This window comes from Shewanella carassii (assembly GCF_019670705.1).
Classification (GTDB): domain Bacteria; phylum Pseudomonadota; class Gammaproteobacteria; order Enterobacterales; family Shewanellaceae; genus Shewanella; species Shewanella carassii.
Genome location: NZ_AP024618.1, coordinates 1,181,090 through 1,203,280 on the forward strand (window position 1 = coordinate 1,181,090; position 22,191 = coordinate 1,203,280).

Consider the following 22,191-nt stretch of genomic DNA (forward strand, 5'->3'; position numbering starts at 1 on the left):
AGCCGTCACCACAGGAGCCGCTATTGCGGCTCCTGTGGTGTATGGCATTAGCTAAAAACTATTTGTTCCCTATCATTTAACACTCAGGTTAATTAATAAATTCTGATACATTGCTGGGTTCCTTAAATAAAAATATAACAAATAGGACTCGCAATGGAGCAGGTAAGGCATTCCCTCAGTTTGCAACTTGTATTGGCTATCATTGGTGCCCTGGCGTTGTTGTTGTCTATAGTGGCCGCCGTGATGAATCCCTGAGCGTCAGCGAAGAGAAGAACTGTCATAACAGATGCCGGCATTCCAACAGTTGGCCACGGCTCTGGGGCGTAACATAGCCCAGTTCTGCATCGATTAAGACGAGCTTTAAATCCATTAAGTAGAGCTCCTGCTCTCCTTTTCTGATCTCGATTGATCTGCTTTTTCGTTGCCCTGGCTTGTTAACTGTGTTTTTATACAGTACTCTGTTTGTGTCCGGCTCGACCGAGCCCTTTGAGATCCGGAAAGCAAGCTTGAGAAAGATCATACATATCGACATGGACTGCTATTATGCCGCGGTGGAGATGCGTGATTTTCCAGAATATCGTGGCCGACCTCTGGCCGTAGGCGGCAGCAGTGACAGACGCGGGGTGATAAGCACCTGCAATTATGAGGCGCGTAAATTTGGCGTTCGCTCTGCCATGGCCTCGGCCTATGCGTTAAAACTTTGCCCGGAGCTGTTGCTGATCCCCGGACGCATGTCTGTGTATAAGGAGGTCTCGGCAGAGATCCGGGCCATCTTCGCCCGTTATACCTCACTGATTGAACCTCTGTCGCTGGATGAAGCCTACCTGGATGTATCCGATAGCTCATTATACCAAGGCTCGGCCACCCTCATTGCCGAGGCTATTCGCGCCGATATCTTGGCGGAAACCGGCCTGACGGCCTCGGCGGGTATCGCCCCGGTGAAGTTTCTCGCCAAGGTGGCATCGGATCTCAACAAGCCCAACGGTCAGTATGTGATAACACCACAGGCGCTGCCTGAGTTCGTTAAAACCCTGCCGCTTATCAAGATCCCCGGCGTCGGTAAGGTCACCGCCCAGAAGCTGGCCGACATGGGGCTACATACCTGCGCGGATGTACAAAAGGTGCCGCTGGCTACGTTGCAACAGCGGTTTGGAAAGTTTGGTAGCTTACTTTATGAAAGGGCTAAGGGTATCGACGAGCGTGAACTGACCATCAACCGAGAGCGCAAGTCTGTTGGGGTAGAAACTACGCTGGCAGAGGATATTCATACTCTGGCTCAGTGTCGCCAGGTAATGCCACAGTTGGTGCAGGAGCTGGCCCGCCGTCTGGAGCGCGGAGCCAAAGACAGGCAAATTCATAAGCTGGTGGTCAAACTCAAGTTCAGTGACTTTAAACAGACCACCATAGAAACCCGCTCGAGTGAGTTATCTGTGCGCCTGCTGGATGACTTGCTGACCCAGGCATTGCAAAGAGCCAACGGCCGTGGCATCCGTCTGCTGGGGGTGGCGGCCGGGCTGGTCAGCCAGGATGACAGCCACTCACCGGCAGAGGAAACTCTGCAGCAGTTGGATCTGGCTTTTTAGCATCGAATATTCACTTTCTGTAAAAGCTCTACTGTCAATAGTGGGTCGGCAAAAAACTTGTATCAAATTGTATCTATAAGGTTATGATTTAAAAGGATTAATTATAAGGTGAGACGGATCTCGATTGTTTGTTGTTTGTTGTTTTCAAAATGATAAATATGATTTTAATCAATCATCGATAAGTTTTTCTTGTCTAAGATGTCTGAAAAACGTGTTGTTTTATCATGCCTACTGCCAAACAAACCTCAACGCACCTTTACCTGTTGACCAAGCTCTTTTTATGGTTGGGGATATTTACCTTATTGCTGAGCCTGGTATATGTCACAGTTCACTACAGAAATTATGTTCAGATGCGAATGCAGGGGTATCAGTAATTACTTACTACTCTGGAAAGCAGCTACCTGTATGAGCTTATGTTGACCAGTGAGCGCCAGCTCTCGGCGCTAGCAGGTTTGCTGGACCGCAAGGCGATAGCCAGAGGAGAGTCGGCTTATTCGCCCGCTTGGGTTATTGCGCACCAAATCCAAAGTGAAAGCCAGCATTATGTCTACTTTTATAACGTACAAACTCAAAGAATAGATAGTTACCCGGCCTGGAGGTCTTCAGAGGAGTTTGATGCCAGCTTGCGTCCTTGGTATCGGGTACTGGAAAGTCACAGCCAACAACCTCAGTGGGTTGGTCCTTATAAGGAGTACAGTAGTCAGCAATTGGTTTTGACCTTGGCGCAAGTGATCTTGGATGAAAATGGACAAATACTGGGGCTGCTGTTGGTAGATATGCCAATGAGTAATCTGAACCGGGTATTGGCACGTGTCTATGATGAGATGGATGTGTCACTCTTCTTGCGTCACCAAGATAGCGGGGCGTTGATTTTGGCTGTCAATCAAGATTATCTCAATACTGAAATCGCAGCTCCCAATCAAGAGAATGTTGCCTTTAGCGGGTTACTGAAAGGGGCCATGTTTTTGAAGCCTCTTTCCTATGCTGATTGGGAACTGGGGATCTATATTCCGCCACAAAGATTTCGTCGGGCATTACAAGAACAATTTATCTTGTTGCTGTTACCTGTTGCGGCCATCACCTTAGTGACCCTATTGGGGATCTATTCACTTATTCGGCTTTTTCGTCAGGAGTTGGCTCTGGTTGAACAGGAGTTACGGCGCTTTTGTGGCATGACTCCCAAATATCAAGAGTTGAACAACCATGAGCATTGGTTTGTTAACGAGAGCTTGAATAGTCTAAAGCAACAATATCTTAGCCATAGGTTGAATTTACGGATGGATCCCTTGACTGGCATCGCCAATCGGCGTGCTTTTGATGAAGATCTGTTGCGTTTGGTTACTTTTGAACAAGATTTTGCTCTGATACTGGTAGATGTAGATAGATTCAAACAGATTAATGACACCTTTGGGCATCAGGTCGGCGATATAGTACTGCGGCGGGTTGCCGAGTTACTGGTGACTGAGTTGGGACTGGAGCAGGTTTATCGCATTGGCGGCGATGAGTTTGCCGCGCTCTTGCCGTTAAACAACAGAGGGTTATTGTGCAAACAATTGCAGAAACTCAATGACAAAACTCAAGAGGTAAAATGGCGCGAGCAGTTGCACCAAGCGACATTGAGTATCGGCGCAGCCATTGGACCGGGTGAACTTGAACTCTTGTTCGCTCAGGCCGATGCCGCACTATACCGCAGCAAACGAGCCGGCCGAAACTGCTGGCATATAGATTGAGAGGCTGTAGAACTCAGAGGGCTATTAGCGATGTTATTTTTTCGGAGGGACTACTACCGGAAGAGCCCAAAGACCGAAGATAGACAGGAGCTGAAAGAACGAAGGCCCGTAGATTTCTCTACGGGCCTTCTTGAATATGGTGGCCCCTCACAGACTTGAACTGTGGACCTAACGATTATGAGTCGTGTGCTCTAACCAACTGAGCTAAGGGGCCGGCTTAAGGCAATCGTCATCACCAGAAGCGGGACAGAGTATACGAAGTTTAATTGCGCTTGTCACCCGTGTTTTGCTCATTATTGATACCATTGCTTTCAAGTGGTTATCTGTTAATCATCCTCGAGGCATAACGGCAATAAAAAACCCCGCAGTGCGGGGTTTTTGTACAAAATCTTGTTTACTCGTCCAGGAAGGACTTGAGGATTTCCGAGCGGCTCGGGTGACGCAGCTTACGCAGTGCCTTGGCCTCAATCTGACGAATACGTTCACGGGTAACGTCGAACTGCTTGCCCACTTCCTCTAGGGTGTGGTCAGTGTTCATGTCGATACCAAAACGCATTCTGAGGACCTTGGCTTCACGGGCTGTCAGGCCTGCCAGCACTTCATGAGTGGCACTCTTGAGGCTTTCGCTGGTGGCGCTGTCCAGTGGTAACTCGAGGGTAGTATCCTCGATGAAATCCCCCAGATGCGAATCTTCGTCGTCCCCGATAGGGGTCTCCATGGAGATAGGCTCTTTGGCGATTTTCAGCACTTTGCGGATCTTGTCTTCCGGCATCATCATCCGCTCGGCCAGCTCTTCCGGAGAAGGCTCGCGCCCCATTTCCTGCAGCATCTGCCGCGAGATACGGTTGAGCTTGTTGATGGTCTCTATCATGTGTACCGGGATACGTATGGTACGAGCCTGGTCCGCGATGGAGCGGGTAATGGCCTGACGGATCCACCAGGTAGCATAGGTAGAGAACTTATAGCCACGACGGTATTCAAACTTGTCTACTGCCTTCATCAGACCTATGTTGCCTTCCTGGATCAGATCCAGGAACTGCAGGCCACGGTTGGTGTATTTCTTGGCGATAGAAATAACCAGACGCAAGTTGGCTTCAACCATTTCCTTCTTGGCACGGCGAGCCTTGGCTTCACCTATGCTCATGCGGCGGTTGATGTCTTTGATTGAGGCGATAGACAGACCGGTTTCGGCTTCGATGGCTTCCAGCTTGGCACGGCAGCGCAGCACATCTTCCTCGACCATTTTCAGGCCTTCGGCGTATGGCTTGCCGGAGTTCATCTCGGCGTTGAACCAGCTGATATCGGTTTCGTTGCCGGTGAAGAGCTTAACAAAGTTCTTCTTCGGCATTTTGGCCTGTTCAACACAAAGCTTGAGGATCAGGCGTTCCTGAACCCGCACTTTGTCCATCATGCTGCGCATGCTCTTGACCAGACGGTCAAACTGCTTGGGCACCAGACGGAACTCTTTAAAAATTTCGCCGATGTGGAACAGAGCCGCTACTGACTCGGGGTGATCGCGCCCCTTGAGTTCGATGAGCTTCAGTGAGTTTTCATAGACGGCACGCAGTTGGCCGAAACGCTCACGGGCTTCTTCCGGATCCGGGCCTTTGGAGCCTTCATCGTCGGAATCGCCATCTTCATCTTCATCGTCGTCATCCATATCATCTTCGTCATCCAGATCATCATCTGATAACTCTGAGCCGATATGGGTGGCACTTGGGGCCACATCATCTTCGTCGGGATTGACAAATCCAGAGATAATGTCGGACAGGCGGATCTCTTCGGCCTCGAACTGATCGAACTGTTCGAGGATCATGGCGATCGCCTGTGGGTACTCGGCGACTGAGCTCTGTACCGTGTTGATGCCTTCTTCGATACGCTTGGCGATCTGAATTTCGCCTTCGCGGGTTAGCAGTTCCACTGTGCCCATTTCGCGCATGTACATGCGTACAGGATCTGTGGTACGGCCCAATTCGCTCTCTACAGAGGCGAGGGCTGCAGCAGCTTCTTCGGCGGCATCTTCATCCGTGCTGTCTTCCGACATCATAATGTCATCGGCATCAGGTGCTTCTTCAAACACACGGATACCCATGTCATTTATCATCTGGATAATATCTTCGATCTGGTCGGAATCGACCATATCTGCAGGCAAGTGGTCATTCACTTCTGCATAGGTTAGGTAACCTTGCTCTTTGCCTTTGGCGAGCAACAGTTTAAGTTGCGACTGCGGAGTTTGATCCATAGATATCATCCAAGTTGGGTAACTGTTACAACGATGGGCAGCGGCCTTGGGCTCTTGCCGCACAAATCGTCAATTATAGCCATGTGCGCATCCCTGTGCTAGTCCGGCGACCGGACCCATAAATTGAGAGAGCTCATTGGCAGCTTTTCATGGCCGCGATTAGCTTCTTAAGCTGTATTTTCTCTTCTTTAGTATGGGTCTGTTTCAGACTCAATTCCTGATAACGCTGCTCAATGTATTGATTGTTCAGCCATACCAGGGACTTTTTGAACTCTTGCTCCAGGTTTTCATCCGCCACTTGATGTTCCCATTGGGCCAGTTTTCTCAGAGTGGAGAATTCTTCCATATCTCTGAACTGCTCAAGTAGTTGTGCGCTGTTCATCTTCTGGGCGCGAGTCAAATCCAGTAAGTCGACCAGCAAGTCTATGCCAGCCATCTGTAAATGCTTGAGTGCCGGTTGGGGGATCAAATTCAGCCCCAACTGTGGGTGTTGTACCAGCAAGGCGATGGCGAGTCGCAGCGGAGTACCCCGGCCCTTAAGCGCTTTATGCCGGGCAGAGGCAACTGCTTGAGTGCCTTTGAATCCCAGCTTTTTCTTCAGATCATCTGCGCTGTTCATGCCGAGCCTGTGTGACAGGTCTTCGAGTAACAGATTTTGCAGCACAGTGTCTTGAATCTTTTCAATCAGGGCTATGGCTTGCTTGGCAAGATTGCCCTTGTCTGTTCCGTATTTAGTGGTCAGGGTATCGAACAGAAACCCTGTCAGTGTTTGTGCTTCATCTATCAGTGCTTCGAAGGCTTCTTTGCCTGTCTTGCGCACCATAGAGTCGGGATCCTCCCCTTGAGGCAAAAACATAAAGCGTACAGTATCGCCGGGTTTCAGCAGCGGCAGGGCGGTTTCCAGCGCGCGCCAGGCTGCTTCTTTTCCGGCATTGTCACCGTCATAACAACAGACCACCTCTTTGGCGCTGCGCAGCAACAACTGAAACTGTTCGGCCGTGGTCGAGGTGCCCAGTGAGGCTACCGCATAGTCAACCCCAAATTGCGCCAGCGCTACCACGTCCATATAACCTTCGACAATCAGCACTTGCCGAGGTTCTCTGTGAGCTTGCTTCAGCTCATACAGACCATAAAGTTCATTGCCCTTATGAAATATGGGCGTTTCCGGAGAATTCAAGTACTTGGGTGTACCATCACCTAGCACCCTGCCACCAAAGGCAATCACCCGGCCGCGCCTATCGCGGATCGGGAACATCAATCTGTCACGGAAACGGTCATAACGCTTGCCGTTGTCGTTGCTGATGATCATCCCCGCGGTTAACAGCTTGTCTTGCGACTCTTGCTGCGAGCGGTAGCGACTCAGTAAGCCATCCCAACCATCTGGAGCAAACCCTATACCGAAGCGCTCGACAACTTGGTCGGAGAGTCCCCGAAAAGCCAGATAATCCAACACCTTTTGTTTGTCCGGGTGTTGTCTGAGTTGGTTCTGATAAAACCTGTTGGCCTCTTCCATTAACTGATAGAGATCGCGGCTGAGCCCATCGTCACGACGACGGTTGGGATTATCCTCCCGCGGCACCTCCAGCCCTAGTTGGCTTGCCAGCTCCTCAATGGCATCGAGGAATTCAAGACGGTCATACTCCATGATGAAGTCGATGGCATTGCCATGGGCACCACAGCCGAAGCAATGGTAAAACTGTTTATCTCTGCTGACGGTGAAAGAGGGTGATTTTTCGCTGTGGAAAGGGCAACAGGCAGAATAATTCTTACCCGCTTTTTTAAGGGGTACTTTGTGATCGATTAGATCAACTATGTCTGTGCGAGCAATCAGCTCATTGATAAAATCACGAGGTATAGCCATCAGACTGAGTCATGCACCCTTGACCGATGTAAACAAACAAGCCGCGCAGATGCACGGCTTGTTCATACGTGGAAACCCGCTTATTGCAGTTTGGCACGGATCTGGGCACTAATGGCACCCATGTCTGCACGACCCTGAACTTTGGATTTCAACGCTCCCATTACTTTGCCCATATCCGCCATGGTGCTGGCGCCGCTATCTTGGATAGCCGCATCAATCAGCGCAGCGATTTCGCTTTCGCTCAGAGGTTGTGGCAGGAAAGTTTCAATAACTTGAATCTCTGCTGCTTCGACTTCTGCCAACTCCGGACGGCCCGCTGCCTCATATTGGGCAATGGCATCACGGCGTTGTTTCACCATTTTGGTCAAGACAGCTATTATCTGCTCATCATTCAGAGTTTCGCGGGTATCCACTTCAATCTGTTTGATGGCAGCTAATGCCATACGAATCGTACCCAGGCGGACCTTCTCTTTGGCCACCAAGGCTTGTTTCATCTGGTCTTTTAGCTTATCTATCAGGCTCATAAGGAATTAGTATAAACGTACGCGACGTGCGTTTTCGCGAGAAAGCTTCTTGGCCAGACGCTTAACTGCAGCAGCTTTTGCACGCTTACGAGCAGTAGTTGGCTTCTCGTAGAATTCACGAGCACGCACGTCGGCCAGGATACCGGCTTTTTCACAAGAGCGCTTGAAACGACGCAGAGCTACGTCGAATGGTTCGTTTTCACGTACTTTAATAATTGGCATACGCCATCACCCCTTAGGTGTAAGTTTGTATTGAGTCAATTACTTGACCCAAGTGTATTTAAAATGGTGCGGAATTTTAAACCGACTGGCACTGGATGTAAAGTCCCTAAAGTAAATTCACTTTAGCCCACAACTGGAGAAATCTCCTGGTTAGGGTTAGAATTGACGCCCCTTTTCAGGCGGAAAGATTTCATAGATGCGGGTTTTAGGTATTGAAACATCCTGTGACGAGACAGGAATAGCGGTTTACGACGAAGAGCAGGGGTTGTTGTCCCATGCTCTCTACAGTCAGGTTAAGTTACATGCCGACTATGGTGGCGTGGTGCCTGAGCTGGCATCAAGGGATCATGTGCGCAAAATAGTGCCGCTGATCCGTGAGGCGCTGGCCAAGGCCGATACCCGTATTGAAGATCTCGACGGTATCGCCTACACCAAGGGGCCGGGCCTTATAGGTGCGCTTTTGGTGGGCGCCTGCGTTGGTCGCTCCTTGGCATTTGCCTGGAATAAACCCGCTGTGGGTGTTCATCATATGGAAGGGCATCTGCTGGCGCCCATGCTGGAAGAGGATGCACCTGAGTTTCCCTTTGTGGCGCTCTTGGTTTCCGGCGGTCACTCCATGCTGGTGAAAGTAGAAGGCATAGGCAGCTACGAAGTACTGGGTGAATCTATAGATGATGCGGCCGGTGAAGCCTTCGACAAGACCGCCAAACTGATGGGGCTGGATTATCCCGGAGGCCCAAGACTGGCTAAACTCGCCGCCAAGGGGGAAAAGGCCGGCTATAAGTTCCCTCGGCCGATGACCGACAGACCGGGATTGGATTTTAGTTTCTCAGGGCTGAAAACCTACGCCGCCAATACCATAGCCGCCGAACCGGATGATGAACAGACTCGTGCCAATATCGCCCGGGCTTTTGAAGAAGCCGTGGTCGATACTATGGTCATCAAGTGCCGCCGCGCACTGGAGCAAACCGGCTTTAAACGTTTGGTGATTGCCGGTGGCGTCAGCGCCAACACCCGTCTGAGAAGCTCACTGGCCGAGTTGATGCAAAGCCGTGGCGGCAAGGTTTTCTATCCCAGAGGCGAGTTCTGTACTGATAACGGTGCCATGATAGCCTACGCGGGCTTGCAGCGCCTCAAGGCCGGCGAGCGTGAGACGTTGGCGGTGAAAGGGCAGCCGCGTTGGCCGCTGGATACCCTGGAAGCGGTTTCCTGAAGAAGCCTAGCTAACTCATCCTCTGTAACCTGAAAAGTAAAAGGCGCCAATGGCGCCTTTGCTGTTTTTGTGACAGTCGTTACAACCGTGCAACTGGTTCTATTTAGTGCGCCTGGAGCGCGACATTTTGGACTCTTCGCCCTTGAGCAGGCGGCGAATATTATCCTTGTGGCGGATAATGATCAGTGTCGATAGCATGGCCACCGGCAGGGTAAATCTGTCATCCAGCCACCAGGTATAGACAGGCGCCAATAGCGCCGTTACCAAAGCTGCCAGCGATGAGTAGCGGGTCAGCAATACCACCAGTAACCAGGTGCCCATCAAACACAGCGCTAGGCCTTCACCTATGGGCGCCATGGCGCCGAGTGCTGTGGCTACGCCTTTGCCGCCCTTGAAGCCGAAGAAGATCGGGTATATGTGTCCAAGGCAGGCGGCAATGGCTATCACCCCGAGCCAGACGGCATCTATTCCCATCAGATAAGCGGTATAAGTGGGTAGTGCACCCTTGAGCATATCGAAGAAAAATACCATGGCCGCGGCCCAAGTGCCGCCGATGCGCAGCACGTTGGTGGCGCCCGGATTGCCCGAACCCTTGCCTCTGGGATCCGGCAGGCCCTTGAGGCGACACACCAGCACGGCGCTGGAGATAGAGCCGAGCAGGTAGGCGGCCACAATCATAATTGGGGTCAGTACCATGGTACTCAAATTGGTTTCCTTACTCGTCTTAAGGTATTATCGCGCACACAAAAACATGCAGCCCTTGCCCGGATAACCCAAGGTGCAAATCTTTACCGTCAGCCGACGGTTAAATCTCTCGGGTTCATCTTGTCCTTCAATGCCTTATCCTACTTAAGATCGGGCCTGGTAGAAAGGGGCTACAGTGAATATCTCCGGAACGGGGCGGATTATAGCGGTTTTATTGCCGATAGCTTATCTGACCTCAGGCCCGGCAGTTGCTAAGGGGGATTTTATGGACAGAGTGCTGATACGAGAATTACAGATAGAAACGGTTATCGGGATCTATGAGTGGGAAAAACAGGTACACCAGACACTGCTTATTGATCTGGATATGGCCTGGGATAACAGAGCCGCCGCCGACAGTGATGATTACAGCCAGGCGCTCTGTTATGAAACCGTCAGTAAGCGTCTCACTACCCTGATCACCGAAAAGCCCATTGAGTTGATTGAAACCGTGGCCGAAATGATTGCCCATTGCCTGATGAGTGAATTTGCCGTGCCTTGGGTCAAGGTGCGGGTGATGAAACCTGGCGCCGTTCCTGCGGCCAAAGCGGTTGGTGTCGAAATCGAGCGTGGTATCTAACGGTAATATGGCACATATCTACATCAGTCTGGGCAGCAATATCGACCCGGAACATTACCTGCGTGCAGCTATTAAAGAGCTGCACGCTGCGTTTGGTGAGCTGCAGCTATCATCGGTTTACGAGAGTGAATCAGTGGGATTCAAGGGCAGCAACTTTCTCAATATGGTGGTGGGCGCTCATACGTCACTCGGTATTGCCGAAGTGGTGGCCTGTTTCAAGCAGATAGAGCTGCGCCATGGTCGGCTCCCCGGGGCAAAAAAGTTTGCTCCGCGCACCCTGGATCTGGATCTGCTGCTATACGATGACAAGGTCTGTCAGCAGCCCATTGTTTTACCCAGAGCCGAGATCCTGACCAATGCCTTTGTGCTTTGGCCTCTGGCTGAACTGGCACCGCAAACCAAGCATCCACTGGCACAACTCAGCTACCAAGTGTTGTGGCAGGAATATGACAAGGCCAGCCAGAAGCTCTGGCCTATCGCTTTCGATTGGGGCCTTTCGGCCTGATTTTTTAAAGGAAAACTATGGACACATTACAGGTCATCATCCTTGCCCTGATCCAGGGCCTGACTGAATTTTTGCCTATCTCCAGCTCGGCGCATCTTATTTTGCCTTCTCAGTTACTGGGCTGGGAAGATCAGGGACTGGCCTTCGATGTGGCGGTGCATATAGGTTCACTGCTGGCAGTGGTACTCTACTTCCGTACTGAAATCATCGCTATGCTGAACGCCTGGTTTGGCAGCATATTCAAGGGTAATCACAGCGCCGAGAGCAAACTGGCCTGGTGGATTATTCTGGCTACCATACCCGCAGTCGTTTTTGGTTTTCTGGCCAAAGATCTGGTTGAAACCTATCTGCGGGGGCCGGGTGTTATCGCCATCACTACTGTGGTGTTTGGTTTGCTGCTCTGGTGGTCGGATAAGATGGCGCGGCTTGAGCTTACTGAATATCAAACCGGCTGGCGCAAGGCATTGATGATAGGTTTTGCCCAGGCTTTGGCGCTTATTCCCGGCACCAGCCGCTCGGGGATTACCATGACCGCAGCCCTGATGTTAGGGCTCAACCGTGAGGCGGCGGCGCGTTTCTCTTTTTTGATGTCGATCCCTGTGATCTTGGGAGCGGCGCTACTGATGGGCAAAGATCTGCTCGACGGTGGGCATGTGATTGACTGGCAGGCCCTGATTTTGGGGGTGGTGCTTTCTTTTGTGGCGGCCTTTACCTGTATTCACTTGTTTTTGAAGATCATCAGCAAGATGGGCATGCTGCCTTTCGTGCTCTACCGTTTGGCTCTCGGCGCACTTCTGTGCGGCTTTATCTTTCTGTGAGGCTCTAGATGAATTCAGTGCAATTTCAGTGCCCGGTTTGTCAGAGTGAGCTCAAGCAGCATCAGGCATCCAGAGGTTTTTACTGCGCCAACAAACATCACTTCGATCGCCAGGAAGACGGCTATTGGCTGCTGGCCAAGCCCAAGAGCGCGGCGGTACAAGCCTTGTCGCGCCAGGCGTTGCGGGCCCGGCGTTTTTTGTTGCAGTCTGAGTTGATGGCGCCTTTGCATCAGGCGCTCAATCTCAAGCTGACCAGGCTCGCTGAAAACTGTGAAGCTGTACTTGACCCCAACGCCGGAGACGGCGCCTTGCAGCAGATGCTGCAACTGCCGGAAGAGCTGCAACGCCTGTTAATCTGTGATGCACAAAATGCCGCCTTTGCCGCTGCCAAAGCGTTGCCGACGGCGCAGGTATTTCTCAGTGTTGCCAAACGTTTGCCCTTTGAAGATGCGCAGTTTTCACTGGTGACTCTGCTCGATGGTCAGCTTAAGGGCAAGGAGATCCCCAGGGTGATGAAGCCGGGGGCTCATCTTGTGATGTTGGCCCCCGGGCCAAGACACTTGTGGCAGTTGCGTGAGCAATTGAGCGCAGATCTTAAACAGCGGGAGTTCAGTATTAGCCTGCCGACCGAGTTGACTGTGTTGGAAACCGAGAGCTTAAGTTTTTCTCTGGATGTGAGCGGTGAGCAGGCGTTGACACTTCTGGAAACCACTCCTTATGCTTGGCGCGCCAGCGAAAAACAAAAGCGTGCGCTTGTGACTCGGGCGATCAAGGGCCTGGAGCTGGATTACCGTTTGTTGGTGATCAAACGAAACTGAGTCTGAACCTGGGGTTTTAGGCTGGAAAGTGAAGATTGGTTGGGAATGTTAGTAAGTACTGACAGGGACAGCTTGTAGCTTGGAGAACAAAGCAAATCGGCAACACCTTGGTGTTGCCGATCCGGGACTGAATTACTTCTTGTAACGAGAAGCAACGTTGTCCAAGCGGTCGTTAGCACGCTTAGCTTCAGACTGAGCGTCCATAGCTGCAGCTTTTGCATCTTGAACGTCAGCAGACAGTTTGCCTTGCTCTGCTTTCAGAGAGCTAACTTCAGCTGATAATTGATCAACTTTGTTGCCCAGGTTAGCAACGCTTTCTTCCAGAGCAGTAGTGTTGGCACAACCACCCAGCAGAGCAGTCATTGCTACGCCAGCAATCATCAGTACTTTTTTGTTCATGAAGAAATCCCTTTAAGATAGGTTGGATTTTTAATGGCTCGACTGTAAAACAGTCGACACCGCCTAATTATGTCATAGTCAATTTATTTTGCTACGAATATTCACGTACAGGCCGCTTTACCTTATCGAATACTCATTGGATTGCCAAGTCTTTGGGAAAATAGCCATTTTTTTTCGCTATTTTCTTAACAAAACTGAAAATTTTTCTGTCAATAACTTGCCTTTACATCAGAAAACGGCGGAATTCAGTAACAGTTGCTTTTCTTGACGTACGGCGGCAGTCCGCTGCCGAGCGAGCTCTTCCCTGATGGCCGGTCCCTTGTGTCCCGCCGCAACTATGGGTTTGACATCTATCGCCGAGGCGACAGCAAACAACTGCCGCAATGCTTGCGCCTGTGGATAGGGTTCTTGTTCAAGCCCGCTGCGGCCTCTGGCATCGGCCTCGCAGGCCAGTGCCAGTTGCTCCAGGCGTTCGGGTTTACGCCAGAAGTCGGCTTTATCGAAGATTTTCACTATGGTTTCCGGCTTGAGCTCCGCCAGATTATGAATATTTTGATGCTGATCGCTGACTAGCAACGCCAGATCCCGATACTCGGAAGGCACTCGTAGCCGTTCGCACAGCTTGCGGATAGGTGCCAAACCCTTCTGGCCATGACCGTGGTGCTTGGGCAGCATGTCAGCCGGGGTCAGTGCCTTACCGAGATCGTGCACTAGCGCCGCAAAGCGCACGGCCTTATCGCGGGTCAACTGCGCGGCTTGCTCCAGTACCATGAGAGTGTGTAGGCCGGTATCAATTTCCGGATGCCACTTGGCCGGTTGCGGCACGCCAAACAGGGCATCGATTTCCGGCATCAGCGCTTGTAAGGCGTTGACCTGACGCAACACTTCGAAGAACACTTGGGGCTGCTCGCAGCCGAGCACCTTATCCAGCTCTTGCCAGACTCGCTCCGGCGTCAGTGCGCCAAGCTCGGGGCCGGCGGCAATTTCCTGCATCAGAGCCAGGGTTTCCGGCGCTATGCTGAATCCCTGAGGGGCGAAGCGGGCGGCAAAACGAGCCACCCTGAGTACCCTCAGCGGGTCTTCAACGAAAGCGGGGGAGACATGCCTCAGCACTCGGGCCTCGATATCCTTTTGGCCGTTGTAGGGGTCGTGCAGTTCGCCATCCTCACTTTGGGCTATGGCGTTGATGGTCAAGTCCCGCCGCAGTAGATCTTCTTCCAGAGTGACGTCGGGCGCCGCATAACAGGAGAAACCGCCGTACCCCAGGCCGGTTTTGCGCTCGGTTCTGGCCAAGGCATACTCCTCCTGGGTTTTGGGGTGCAGAAACACAGGGAAATCCTTGCCCACCTGCCGGTACCCCTGTGAGACCATCTGCTCCGGGGTTGCGCCAACCACCAGATGATCCCTGTCCTTGACGGGCAAGCCCAATAGTTTGTCGCGCACTGCGCCACCAACCAGATAAATCTGCACGCTTGTGGATTCCTTATAATCGACTGCTTTGGTAATGACCTCAGGATAACATGAGACCCGGCCGTGGGGGACTTTCCCGTGCATCACATAAATGGCTGGCGGGGTTTTACAATTTTAGACCTTGCCTTAAACTGGGCTGTCTTTAACGAAGAAGGATGGCAGTGCCTATGTACAAGGCCTTTTATGGACTGAACGATAACCCGTTTTCTATCGCGCCCAATCCCAGTTATCTGTTCCTCAGTGACAGGCACAGGGAGGCGTTGGCGCATTTAACCTATGGCCTGGGAGAGACGGGGGGCTTTGTGCTGCTGACGGGTGAAGTGGGCACAGGAAAAACCACGGTTTCCCGCTGCTTGCTGCGGCAACTACCGGAAAATACCGATACCGCCTTTATCCTCAATCCATCTCTGACTGAGCTTGAGCTGCTGGCTACCCTCTGTGATGAGTTGAAAATTCCCTATGGTGAGGCGCCCACTCTCAAACAGCTGACCGATCATATCAGTGGTTTTCTGCTGGCTAACCACCAGGCTGGGCGCAACACTGTGCTCATCATCGATGAGGCTCAGCATCTGCGGGCTGAAGTGCTTGAGCAGCTGCGCCTGCTCACCAACCTAGAGACAGATACCCGCAAGCTGCTGCAGGTGATCCTCATAGGTCAGCCCGAGCTGCAACAACTGCTCAAGCGCCAGGAACTGCGACAGTTGGCGCAGCGAATCACTGCCCGTTACCATCTGTTGCCGCTCACCGAAGAGGAGGTGGGCTTCTATGTGCAGCATAGGTTGCAGGTGGCCGGGCGCAGCGAACCCTTGTTCAATCGCGGTGCGATTCGGGCGCTGCATAAATTCAGTGGCGGTATTCCTAGGCTTATCAATCTATTGTGTGAGCGGGCGTTGATGGCGGGTTATGGTCAGTCTCGAACCCCTATCGATGCCAAGATGGTGGCCTCTGCCGCGGAAGAGGTACTGGGAGAGAAAATCAAACAGCGTAATTATTGGTTACCGGCTTCTGCCGCCGTCATGCTGCTTTTGGCCTTTGCCGGTGGTTACTATTTCCTGGCGCAGCCAGAACAGGCTGTCGCCCAAGATCAGTCCGGACGGCAACTTTATTCAATGACAGATGCCGAGCAGACTCAGGTTGCAGACAATCAAGCTGGCGCGGGCAAGGCCGCAGCCAACCGGGCGCAGCGGATCTTGATGCAGGCCATAGATCAGAGCCGCAATATAGATACCGCCTTTGCGGCCCTGTTTGCCCTTTGGGATAAGGTGCCATATTCAGGCATCAGTGCCTGTCAGGCCGCCGAACAGCAGGGGCTTGCCTGTTATCAGCAGCAGGGCAATCTCAACTCCTTACTGCGGCTCAACTATCCGGCTGTGGTCTATCTGGAGGATGAACAACAGCAGCCTTTCTATGGCACTATGGTGGCCAAAGATGGTGAGCAGTTGCTGCTGCAACTCAATGAACAGCAACTCTGGGTCAGCGTCGATTGGTTCAACCGTCATTTCAGCGGTACTTTTGAAATCATCTGGGACGCCCCCAAAGATCCGCTCAAGGCGATAGGCCCTAGTGCCGGTTTGGCCCAGGTGCAGTGGTTGGAAAATACCCTGGCGCAGGTGGAGCAGCGCCCGGCCAGACTGATGAGTTATTTCGACAGCGAGCTGGAGCAGTCATTGCAACAGTTTCAGCGGCGCCATGGCTTGAAACCAGACGGCATTGCCGGCAGCCAGACTCTGGTTCAGCTTAATCTGTACTTGAGTCATCAAGGCCCCAGATTACACGCAGGAGAAGCGAGCTGATGTCTATCCTTCTCGATGCCGTGACCCGGGCCAAGCAACAGGAGATGGGTGAACAACTGGATCCTGTGTTGACCCCCAGGGCGCAATATCGCCAGCAATCTTCTGCAAGTAGCTATCTCAAGCCGCTGGCGGTATTGGTGGCGGCTGTGCTGGCCGGTGGCGCCTTGGCCTGGGGCTGGCACTCGCTTGATACCAATAAAAAGACGCTGGCTCCCGAGACATCTTCAGTTGGGGGACAAGCCTCGCAGCAGCAAGTCTGGCAACAAGATGAGTCTCAAGGACATAAGCAACCGACTCAAGCCGCCGAGATGGCTGAACAAGGCGCGATAGACGTGCGTTTGGCCGGTAAGGTGGCCTTGCCTATGCCTCAGCCGGTACCTCAGACTCAGGCTGTTCAATCTCGGACAATCCAGTTGCAAAATACATTGCCTCAAAATGCTCAGGCTGAGAATAGGGCGACCATAAACCAAAGTTCAGTAAACCAGGGCTCAATAAACCAGAGCTCAATAAACCAAAGCGGCGAAGCCGAAATTGCAGTCCGTCGGACTCCGGCTTCGGTTAATGCACAGTCGACTGACAGTGATTTATTGGCCGCCAGTGTGGCCGAAGCGGCCAAAGAGCTGCAGTTTGCGCAACTCCAGGCTGATGGCACAACAGCTGTAAATCAGACGCAGGAGATGCCGGCGGCTGACGATGAGCCGATTATCCTGGGAGCTAACCCCAATCGCCGTGGGCTTGAGGTGCTCGAGTCTCTCAAGCGCCAGGTTAATGAAGCGGCCGAGGATGTGGGGCTATCCAGTGCCGAGAGTCGCCGCCAGGATGAGTTGGTGGCTCAGTTTCAGGCGGCGCTTGCCGATGTGGAGCACCGGCACTCGGCGGAAAAACCCGTATCGCCTCCCGAATTGGATCCCATTCCCAAGGCTGAGGAAGAGGTGCCTCCTTACGGCGGGCTGCCGGCCGGGCTGCAATTGCAGGTTCCTGAGTTTGAGATCAGTGCTCACGTATACGCCTCAGAGCCTTCCAAGCGTTGGCTGAATGTAGAGGGTGCCGAACTGCAGGAGGGTGACAGCATCAAGGGTCAACTGAAGATCGTTGAGATACGTCCAAGGGATGTGGTGCTGGAAATTCAAGGGCAGAAGTTCCGGGTGCCGGCCATATAAGCCGACCCAAAACGGCTGAAACCGAGTATAAAAAAGCGCCATTAAGGCGCTTTTTTATCTTAGGGAAGGTGCGAATAAGTCCTCGCGGCACTCTCTTTTGTAGAGAGTGGCTTACACAGCAATTGGCGTTCAAGGCATCTGACTGAAGGCATGCCGGGGCCTGTCAAAGTCGGATAACGCAGAGAGCCGGTTGCTGTGCAAGCCCCGAAGGGCGTGGCTTACAGGCCTGCCTGCTTTGTTGTGCTTCTTACAAAGGACTAAGGCCATTTGCTGCGAACCACGCCTTGCATCCAGGCCTGTAAGCCGACGCAGAGCACGCATGGGACCTGTTCGCACCTTCCTTAGAGCTCAAGCTCCGTAGAAGTAGTTCCCCAGCAGCAGTGTCAGGGCGTAGCCTACAGAGTAGGACAGCAGCAGCGCCGGAACATACTTGAGATAGGAGACAAAGGTCAGCTCTTTGACCTTGCTCATGGCGATGATCCCGGCCGCCGAACCTATCACCAGCAGAGATCCACCAACACCTACTGCGTAGGTCAGCCCCAGCCACTCTGGCGTGGTTAGTTCAGGTGAGGCTTTCAAAAGTGCCGCTGTCAGGGGGACGTTATCCAGAACCGCAGATCCCATGCCGGTGACAAAGTTGGAAATGTTGGGGTCGTGGCTGGCATAGACCTGAGCCAAGAGATCCAGCGTGCCTATCTCTTTGAGCATACCCACCAACAAGAGGATCCCGAGGAAGAACAGCAGGGTGTCGTATTCCACCTGGCGGATATATTCGAGGATCTGCAGTTCTTCTTTGTCGTTGCGGGCGGTGTGGCCCACCAGGAACATGATTGACAACCCGGTAAGAAAGGTCAGTACGGGGGGGATGGCAAATAGAATGTTCAGTGCCATGGTCATCAATATGGTGGTGAAGAAGATGATGGCGATCAGTATATCTACTGTCTCATAGTTTTGACGAATGGGAGTAGTGGACACCTCGCCTTTGGCGTTGAGGGAGAAGAGTATTGCCAATAACATCACACTGAATGCCGCCGGCAGTACCAACATCAACAGCTCTGACATATGTACATGACCGGCGAGGAAGATCATCAGGGTCGTGACATCACCGGTTATCAGAGAGACCCCCCCTGAGTTGACGGCAAAGATGATCAGTACTGCCATCCGACGTCGCATCTGTTTGTCGAGCTTGAAGGTGGTCAGTAACCCAAGAGAGACTAAGGTGGCGGTAACGTTGTCACAGATGGCGGACAATACCAGAGAAAACAGGGCGACTTGTAGCATCAGCATCCGGGTACTGACCCGCTGCGGAAATAACTTCTGCACTAAAATTTGGATCATGCCCTTGGCGTTTAGGTAGGCCACAAAGGTCATGGTCGACATCAAAAACAGCCAGAGTGTCGCGATTTCCAGCAGGTTTTCATTGAGTTGATGTTCTACCAGTTTTTCATGACCGGGATCGCCGGCAGACATGAACAGAGCTATCCAGGAGATACAACCGAAAAACAGAGTCGTTTTGGCTTTGTTGAGGTGAGTCACCTCTTCAAAAATGATACTCAGCAGTGCCAACACCGCGAGTATGATAAGAAAGGTATAGAGCATAAATGCAATTCCAACTGCTGATTTTATGTTCGTCTGCCCTGGGGAATGTGGGCAGTTTTTGTGTTGGCTATCAAGGTTCAGTTAATCAAGCTGTGATAGCGCGAGCGGATCAGACCACACTGATATGAATAAGGCAACCGTTAACTGGCGCACACTTTCTTAGACTTTGTGATTGGTGTCGGGTGTGTTTGGGCTCTGGCCAGTGATTAAGTCTTTTTTGTGTGTAGATGTTAGTGTTTTTTGCTATCAAGGCAGATTTGACAGCGAAAGGTGACAGTCTACACTCGGGTCAATGGCAAGTTGGCTTGACAGCTATGGCTCAGCCTAAATGGGTTCGTGAACATAGTGCTGAGTGGAAGCTTTGTGGAAGGGGAACTGAGAAACCAGAGCTCGAGCTGGACGCCAGAGAAATCTACCCGGCGGGAGTGGGCACAAAAAACGGGGCCGTATAGGCCCCGTTTTCAATCCATCTGCGGATTACTTCATGCGGGCTAGAACACGATCGGCTGCATCCAGAGTCGCCTGCAGCTCTTGCTCGCCGTGAGCCATAGACAGGAAGCCTGCCTCAAAGGCGCTTGGTGCCAGGTAAATACCCTCGTCCAGCATGCCGTGATAGAAGGCGCGGAACTGCTCCATGTTGCACTTGGTGACCTGCTCAAAGCCGGTGATCTTCTCTTCATTGGTAAAGAAGAAACCAAACATGCCGCCAACATAGTTGATAGCCATAGGGATACCATGCTTGTCGGCCGCGGCCTTGAAGCCTTCGGCAATACGCTTGGTCTTGGCAGCCAGATCTTCATAGAGGCCAGGCTCTGACAGGGCTTCCAGCTGGGCAAGACCTGCGGTCATGGCGATAGGGTTACCTGAAAGTGTACCGGCTTGGTACACAGGGCCGGTCGGGGCAATATACTGCATGACTTCTTTTTTGCCACCGAAGGCACCAACCGGCATACCGCCGCCGATAACTTTACCCAGAGTGGTCAGATCCGGTGTCACGCCATAGTGGCCTTGAGCACCGCTCTTGGAGACGCGGAAGCCTGTCATCACTTCGTCGATGATTAACAGGGCGCCGAACTGATCGCATAGCTCACGCAGTCCTTCAAGGAAACCTGCAACCGGCGGGATACAGTTCATGTTGCCGGCAACCGGCTCAAGTATGATACAGGCGATATCCTGCGGATGCTGGCTGAACAGCTCTTTGACTGAGTCCAGATCGTTATAGACGGCGGTCAGGGTGTGCTTGGCGAAGTCAGCAGGGATCCCTGGAGAGCTGGGCTGACCCAGAGTCAGAGCGCCGGAACCGGCCTTAACCAACAGACAGTCGGCATGACCGTGGTAGCAGCCTTCGAACTTGAGGATCTTGTCTCTGTTGGTGTAACCCCGAGCCAAGCGTATGGCGCTCATGGTAGCTTCTGTACCAGAGCTCACCATGCGTACCTGTTCAATGGAAGGCACCATCTCAATGACTTTTTCTGCCATCTGCACTTCCAGTTCGGTAGGGGCGCCGAAAGACAGACCGTTCTCCACCGCCTTGAGAACCGCTTCGCGGATCTTGGGATGGTTGTGACCCAGGATCATAGGCCCCCAGGAACCGACATAGTCGATATAGGCTTTGCCGTCGGCATCATAGATATAGGCACCGTCGGCCTTTTCGATGAAGCGGGGAGAGCCGCCTACACCATTGAAGGCACGTACTGGCGAGTTCACACCGCCGGGGATGGTTTTCTTGGCCTGTTCAAACAGGTCTTCAGAACGGGTCATGTTTAATCCTTAAAGTCAGTGGCCGCTCTTTAGCGATTGGCCTTGCGTGAATACCAGTTAACCGGACACTCATATTTTTCCAACTGATTGTCCACCCCGAGTGTCAGGGCAAACAGTGCCATACGGATCAACAAGCCATTGTCGGCCTGACGGAATATTGCCAGGTTGGGATGGTTGTTGAGATCATTGTCCAGCTCATTGGCCTGCAGCCTGGAGTCCCGAGGCAATGGATGCATGATCACTGTATTGGACTTACAATTTTTGGTGTATATGGCGCTGTTCAAACGGAACTTGCCACGATACTTATCGGCTTCCTCCTGCGAGGGGAAGCGCTCTTCCTGAATGCGTGTCAGATAGAGTATATCGGCTTGATCTAAATTGCCTTCCAGTTGTTCGGTTATTGTGATCTTGTGCCCGGCATTTTCAATGTCGGCGATCACATAGTCGGGCATTGCCAGCTCGGCAGGGGAGATCAGGGTGAAGCTGATGTTCTTGTACATGCACAAGAGGCGCGACAGCGAGTGCACTGTGCGGCCGTATTTGAGATCGCCTACCATGGCGATATGCATGCCATCTATGCCTAAGCCTTTGCTGTGCAGCTCTTTCTGTATGGTGAACAGATCCAGCAGCGCCTGGGTTGGATGTTCGTTGGCACCGTCGCCGCCGTTAATCACTGGCACCCGGCTGCCTTCGGCAAACTCGCGTACCGAGTAGGACTCGGGGTGGCGCATGGCAATCACATCCGAGTAGCTGGACAACACCCTGGCGGTATCGTAGAGGGACTCCCCCTTGGACAGCGACGAGGAGGCCATGCCGACCGTTTCTGCGACCCGGCCACCAAGCAGGTTGAAGGCGCAGCCGAAGCTGACTCGGGTGCGGGTGCTGGGTTCAAAAAACAGATTGCCGAGGATAGCCCCTTCTAGCACCTTGGTGCGCTTTTCGCGCAGGGCGTAGGGGGTCATCTTTTGGGCTACTGAGAAAATGGTTTGAATGGCGTCCAGATCTAACTGGTTTACAGAGAGGATATGTGATCCCTGGAAATGGTTCATCAGCCTTGGTTTCCAATGCAGTTGGGTGTTGACACTGAGGTCTGGACCCATGGGTTATGTAGGGTTTGGCTGAGGCGCAACTATAACAGAAGGCGGCGGTCATGAAAATGACTGATGACTGAA

19 protein-coding genes and 1 tRNA gene are annotated in these 22,191 nt (G+C 52.4%); 9 read left to right on the forward strand and 11 right to left on the reverse strand.

Going from position 1 to position 22,191, the window contains the following annotated elements; translation table 11 throughout:
- Window positions 1-506 precede the first annotated feature (506 nt).
- The gene (dinB, locus tag K5621_RS05495) at window positions 507-1,583 is read left to right on the forward strand and encodes a DNA polymerase IV (RefSeq protein WP_221050651.1); all 1,077 of its coding nucleotides are present in this window, start codon (window positions 507-509) and stop codon (window positions 1,581-1,583) included.
- A 413-nt stretch (window positions 1,584-1,996) separates the two neighbouring features.
- On the forward strand, window positions 1,997-3,313 hold the full coding sequence (locus K5621_RS05500) for a GGDEF domain-containing protein (protein WP_221050652.1): 1,317 nt from the start codon (window positions 1,997-1,999) through the stop codon (window positions 3,311-3,313).
- 137 nt (window positions 3,314-3,450) lie between these two features.
- On the opposite strand, the gene K5621_RS05505 is transcribed toward K5621_RS05500, so the two are convergent.
- The 5 genes from K5621_RS05505 to rpsU form a co-directional block, all read right to left on the reverse strand.
- Window positions 3,451-3,527: transfer RNA gene (locus K5621_RS05505), tRNA-Ile, on the reverse strand.
- 180 nt (window positions 3,528-3,707) lie between these two features.
- Window positions 3,708-5,555 carry an RNA polymerase sigma factor RpoD gene (gene rpoD, locus K5621_RS05510; RefSeq protein WP_100142072.1) on the reverse strand — a complete coding sequence of 616 codons (1,848 nt, stop codon included), beginning with the start codon at window positions 5,553-5,555 and terminating at the stop codon, window positions 3,708-3,710.
- Between the two features lie 133 nt (window positions 5,556-5,688).
- The gene (gene dnaG, locus K5621_RS05515) at window positions 5,689-7,416 is read right to left on the reverse strand and encodes a DNA primase (protein WP_100142071.1); all 1,728 of its coding nucleotides are present in this window, start codon (window positions 7,414-7,416) and stop codon (window positions 5,689-5,691) included.
- 80 nt (window positions 7,417-7,496) lie between these two features.
- On the reverse strand, window positions 7,497-7,940 hold the full coding sequence (locus tag K5621_RS05520; RefSeq protein ID WP_039034927.1) for a GatB/YqeY domain-containing protein: 444 nt from the start codon (window positions 7,938-7,940) through the stop codon (window positions 7,497-7,499).
- 6 nt (window positions 7,941-7,946) lie between these two features.
- Entirely contained in the window at window positions 7,947-8,162 is a 216-nt protein-coding gene (rpsU, locus tag K5621_RS05525) for a 30S ribosomal protein S21 (RefSeq protein WP_006080725.1), read from the reverse strand.
- 196 nt (window positions 8,163-8,358) lie between these two features.
- Here rpsU and tsaD point away from each other — a divergent pair, with 196 nt between their 5' ends.
- A complete protein-coding gene (tsaD, locus tag K5621_RS05530) occupies window positions 8,359-9,375 on the forward strand; it encodes a tRNA (adenosine(37)-N6)-threonylcarbamoyltransferase complex transferase subunit TsaD (protein ID WP_221050653.1) in 1,017 nt (338 codons plus the stop codon).
- Window positions 9,376-9,474: 99 nt separating this feature from the next.
- Here the strand turns inward: tsaD and plsY are convergent, their stop codons facing one another.
- Entirely contained in the window at window positions 9,475-10,071 is a 597-nt protein-coding gene (gene plsY, locus K5621_RS05535; protein ID WP_373289253.1) for a glycerol-3-phosphate 1-O-acyltransferase PlsY, read from the reverse strand.
- Between the two features lie 274 nt (window positions 10,072-10,345).
- Between plsY and folB the strand changes: the two genes are divergently transcribed.
- Genes folB through K5621_RS05555 form a run of 4 tightly spaced genes read left to right on the forward strand, consistent with a single transcriptional unit; the run spans window position 10,346 to window position 12,837 of the window.
- On the forward strand, window positions 10,346-10,696 hold the full coding sequence (folB, locus tag K5621_RS05540) for a dihydroneopterin aldolase (RefSeq protein WP_100142068.1): 351 nt from the start codon (window positions 10,346-10,348) through the stop codon (window positions 10,694-10,696).
- A 7-nt stretch (window positions 10,697-10,703) separates the two neighbouring features.
- Window positions 10,704-11,201 carry a 2-amino-4-hydroxy-6-hydroxymethyldihydropteridine diphosphokinase gene (folK, locus tag K5621_RS05545; protein WP_100142118.1) on the forward strand — a complete coding sequence of 166 codons (498 nt, stop codon included), beginning with the start codon at window positions 10,704-10,706 and terminating at the stop codon, window positions 11,199-11,201.
- A gap of 17 nt (window positions 11,202-11,218) precedes the next feature.
- Window positions 11,219-12,019 (forward strand): undecaprenyl-diphosphate phosphatase, encoded by an 801-nt coding sequence (locus K5621_RS05550; RefSeq protein ID WP_221050654.1) that lies wholly within the window; start codon window positions 11,219-11,221, stop codon window positions 12,017-12,019.
- 8 nt (window positions 12,020-12,027) lie between these two features.
- On the forward strand, window positions 12,028-12,837 hold the full coding sequence (locus tag K5621_RS05555) for a putative RNA methyltransferase (protein WP_221050655.1): 810 nt from the start codon (window positions 12,028-12,030) through the stop codon (window positions 12,835-12,837).
- Between the two features lie 132 nt (window positions 12,838-12,969).
- Here the strand turns inward: K5621_RS05555 and K5621_RS05560 are convergent, their stop codons facing one another.
- Window positions 12,970-13,236: an Lpp/OprI family alanine-zipper lipoprotein gene (locus tag K5621_RS05560; RefSeq protein ID WP_071238290.1), complete on the reverse strand. Its 267-nt coding sequence runs from the start codon at window positions 13,234-13,236 to the stop codon at window positions 12,970-12,972.
- Window positions 13,237-13,464: 228 nt separating this feature from the next.
- Entirely contained in the window at window positions 13,465-14,706 is a 1,242-nt protein-coding gene (locus tag K5621_RS05565; RefSeq protein ID WP_221050656.1) for a multifunctional CCA addition/repair protein, read from the reverse strand.
- Window positions 14,707-14,873: 167 nt separating this feature from the next.
- Here K5621_RS05565 and K5621_RS05570 point away from each other — a divergent pair, with 167 nt between their 5' ends.
- Together K5621_RS05570 and K5621_RS05575 are read left to right on the forward strand one after the other, a co-directional pair.
- Window positions 14,874-16,499, forward strand: a complete 1,626-nt coding sequence (locus K5621_RS05570) for an ExeA family protein (RefSeq protein WP_221050657.1) — start codon at window positions 14,874-14,876, stop codon at window positions 16,497-16,499.
- On the forward strand, window positions 16,499-17,659 hold the full coding sequence (locus tag K5621_RS05575) for a general secretion pathway protein GspB (protein WP_245003139.1): 1,161 nt from the start codon (window positions 16,499-16,501) through the stop codon (window positions 17,657-17,659). The genes K5621_RS05570 and K5621_RS05575 overlap by 1 nt, the downstream gene beginning before the upstream one ends.
- Before the next feature lie 348 nt (window positions 17,660-18,007).
- Here the strand turns inward: K5621_RS05575 and nhaD are convergent, their stop codons facing one another.
- The 3 genes from nhaD to K5621_RS05590 all read right to left on the reverse strand — a co-directional run bounded on the left by nhaD (window position 18,008) and on the right by K5621_RS05590 (window position 22,068).
- Complete coding sequence (nhaD, locus tag K5621_RS05580) at window positions 18,008-19,258, reverse strand: sodium:proton antiporter NhaD (RefSeq protein ID WP_221050658.1); 1,251 nt, start codon at window positions 19,256-19,258, stop codon at window positions 18,008-18,010.
- A gap of 477 nt (window positions 19,259-19,735) precedes the next feature.
- Window positions 19,736-21,019 (reverse strand): glutamate-1-semialdehyde 2,1-aminomutase, encoded by a 1,284-nt coding sequence (gene hemL, locus K5621_RS05585; RefSeq protein ID WP_221050659.1) that lies wholly within the window; start codon window positions 21,017-21,019, stop codon window positions 19,736-19,738.
- A gap of 29 nt (window positions 21,020-21,048) precedes the next feature.
- A complete protein-coding gene (locus K5621_RS05590; RefSeq protein WP_221050660.1) occupies window positions 21,049-22,068 on the reverse strand; it encodes an aspartate carbamoyltransferase in 1,020 nt (339 codons plus the stop codon).
- Window positions 22,069-22,191 lie beyond the last annotated feature (123 nt).

Excerpts from the sequence above, each read along its gene's own strand:
- rpsU (WP_006080725.1), bottom strand. The coding sequence starts at position 8,162 with ATGCCAATTATTAAAGTACGTGAAAACGAACCATTCGACGTAGCTCTG.
- K5621_RS05590 (WP_221050660.1), bottom strand. The coding sequence starts at position 22,068 with ATGAACCATTTCCAGGGATCACATATCCTCTCTGTAAACCAGTTAGAT.
- plsY (WP_373289253.1), bottom strand. The coding sequence starts at position 10,071 with ATGGTACTGACCCCAATTATGATTGTGGCCGCCTACCTGCTCGGCTCT.
- hemL (WP_221050659.1), bottom strand. The coding sequence starts at position 21,019 with ATGACCCGTTCTGAAGACCTGTTTGAACAGGCCAAGAAAACCATCCCC.
- K5621_RS05520 (WP_039034927.1), bottom strand. The coding sequence starts at position 7,940 with ATGAGCCTGATAGATAAGCTAAAAGACCAGATGAAACAAGCCTTGGTG.
- dnaG (WP_100142071.1), bottom strand. The coding sequence starts at position 7,416 with ATGGCTATACCTCGTGATTTTATCAATGAGCTGATTGCTCGCACAGAC.
- folK (WP_100142118.1), top strand. The coding sequence starts at position 10,704 with ATGGCACATATCTACATCAGTCTGGGCAGCAATATCGACCCGGAACAT.
- K5621_RS05550 (WP_221050654.1), top strand. The coding sequence starts at position 11,219 with ATGGACACATTACAGGTCATCATCCTTGCCCTGATCCAGGGCCTGACT.
- tsaD (WP_221050653.1), top strand. The coding sequence starts at position 8,359 with ATGCGGGTTTTAGGTATTGAAACATCCTGTGACGAGACAGGAATAGCG.
- K5621_RS05555 (WP_221050655.1), top strand. The coding sequence starts at position 12,028 with ATGAATTCAGTGCAATTTCAGTGCCCGGTTTGTCAGAGTGAGCTCAAG.
- K5621_RS05500 (WP_221050652.1), top strand. The coding sequence starts at position 1,997 with ATGTTGACCAGTGAGCGCCAGCTCTCGGCGCTAGCAGGTTTGCTGGAC.
- rpoD (WP_100142072.1), bottom strand. The coding sequence starts at position 5,555 with ATGGATCAAACTCCGCAGTCGCAACTTAAACTGTTGCTCGCCAAAGGC.
- folB (WP_100142068.1), top strand. The coding sequence starts at position 10,346 with ATGGACAGAGTGCTGATACGAGAATTACAGATAGAAACGGTTATCGGG.
- nhaD (WP_221050658.1), bottom strand. The coding sequence starts at position 19,258 with ATGCTCTATACCTTTCTTATCATACTCGCGGTGTTGGCACTGCTGAGT.
- K5621_RS05570 (WP_221050657.1), top strand. The coding sequence starts at position 14,874 with ATGTACAAGGCCTTTTATGGACTGAACGATAACCCGTTTTCTATCGCG.
- K5621_RS05575 (WP_245003139.1), top strand. The coding sequence starts at position 16,499 with ATGTCTATCCTTCTCGATGCCGTGACCCGGGCCAAGCAACAGGAGATG.
- K5621_RS05560 (WP_071238290.1), bottom strand. The coding sequence starts at position 13,236 with ATGAACAAAAAAGTACTGATGATTGCTGGCGTAGCAATGACTGCTCTG.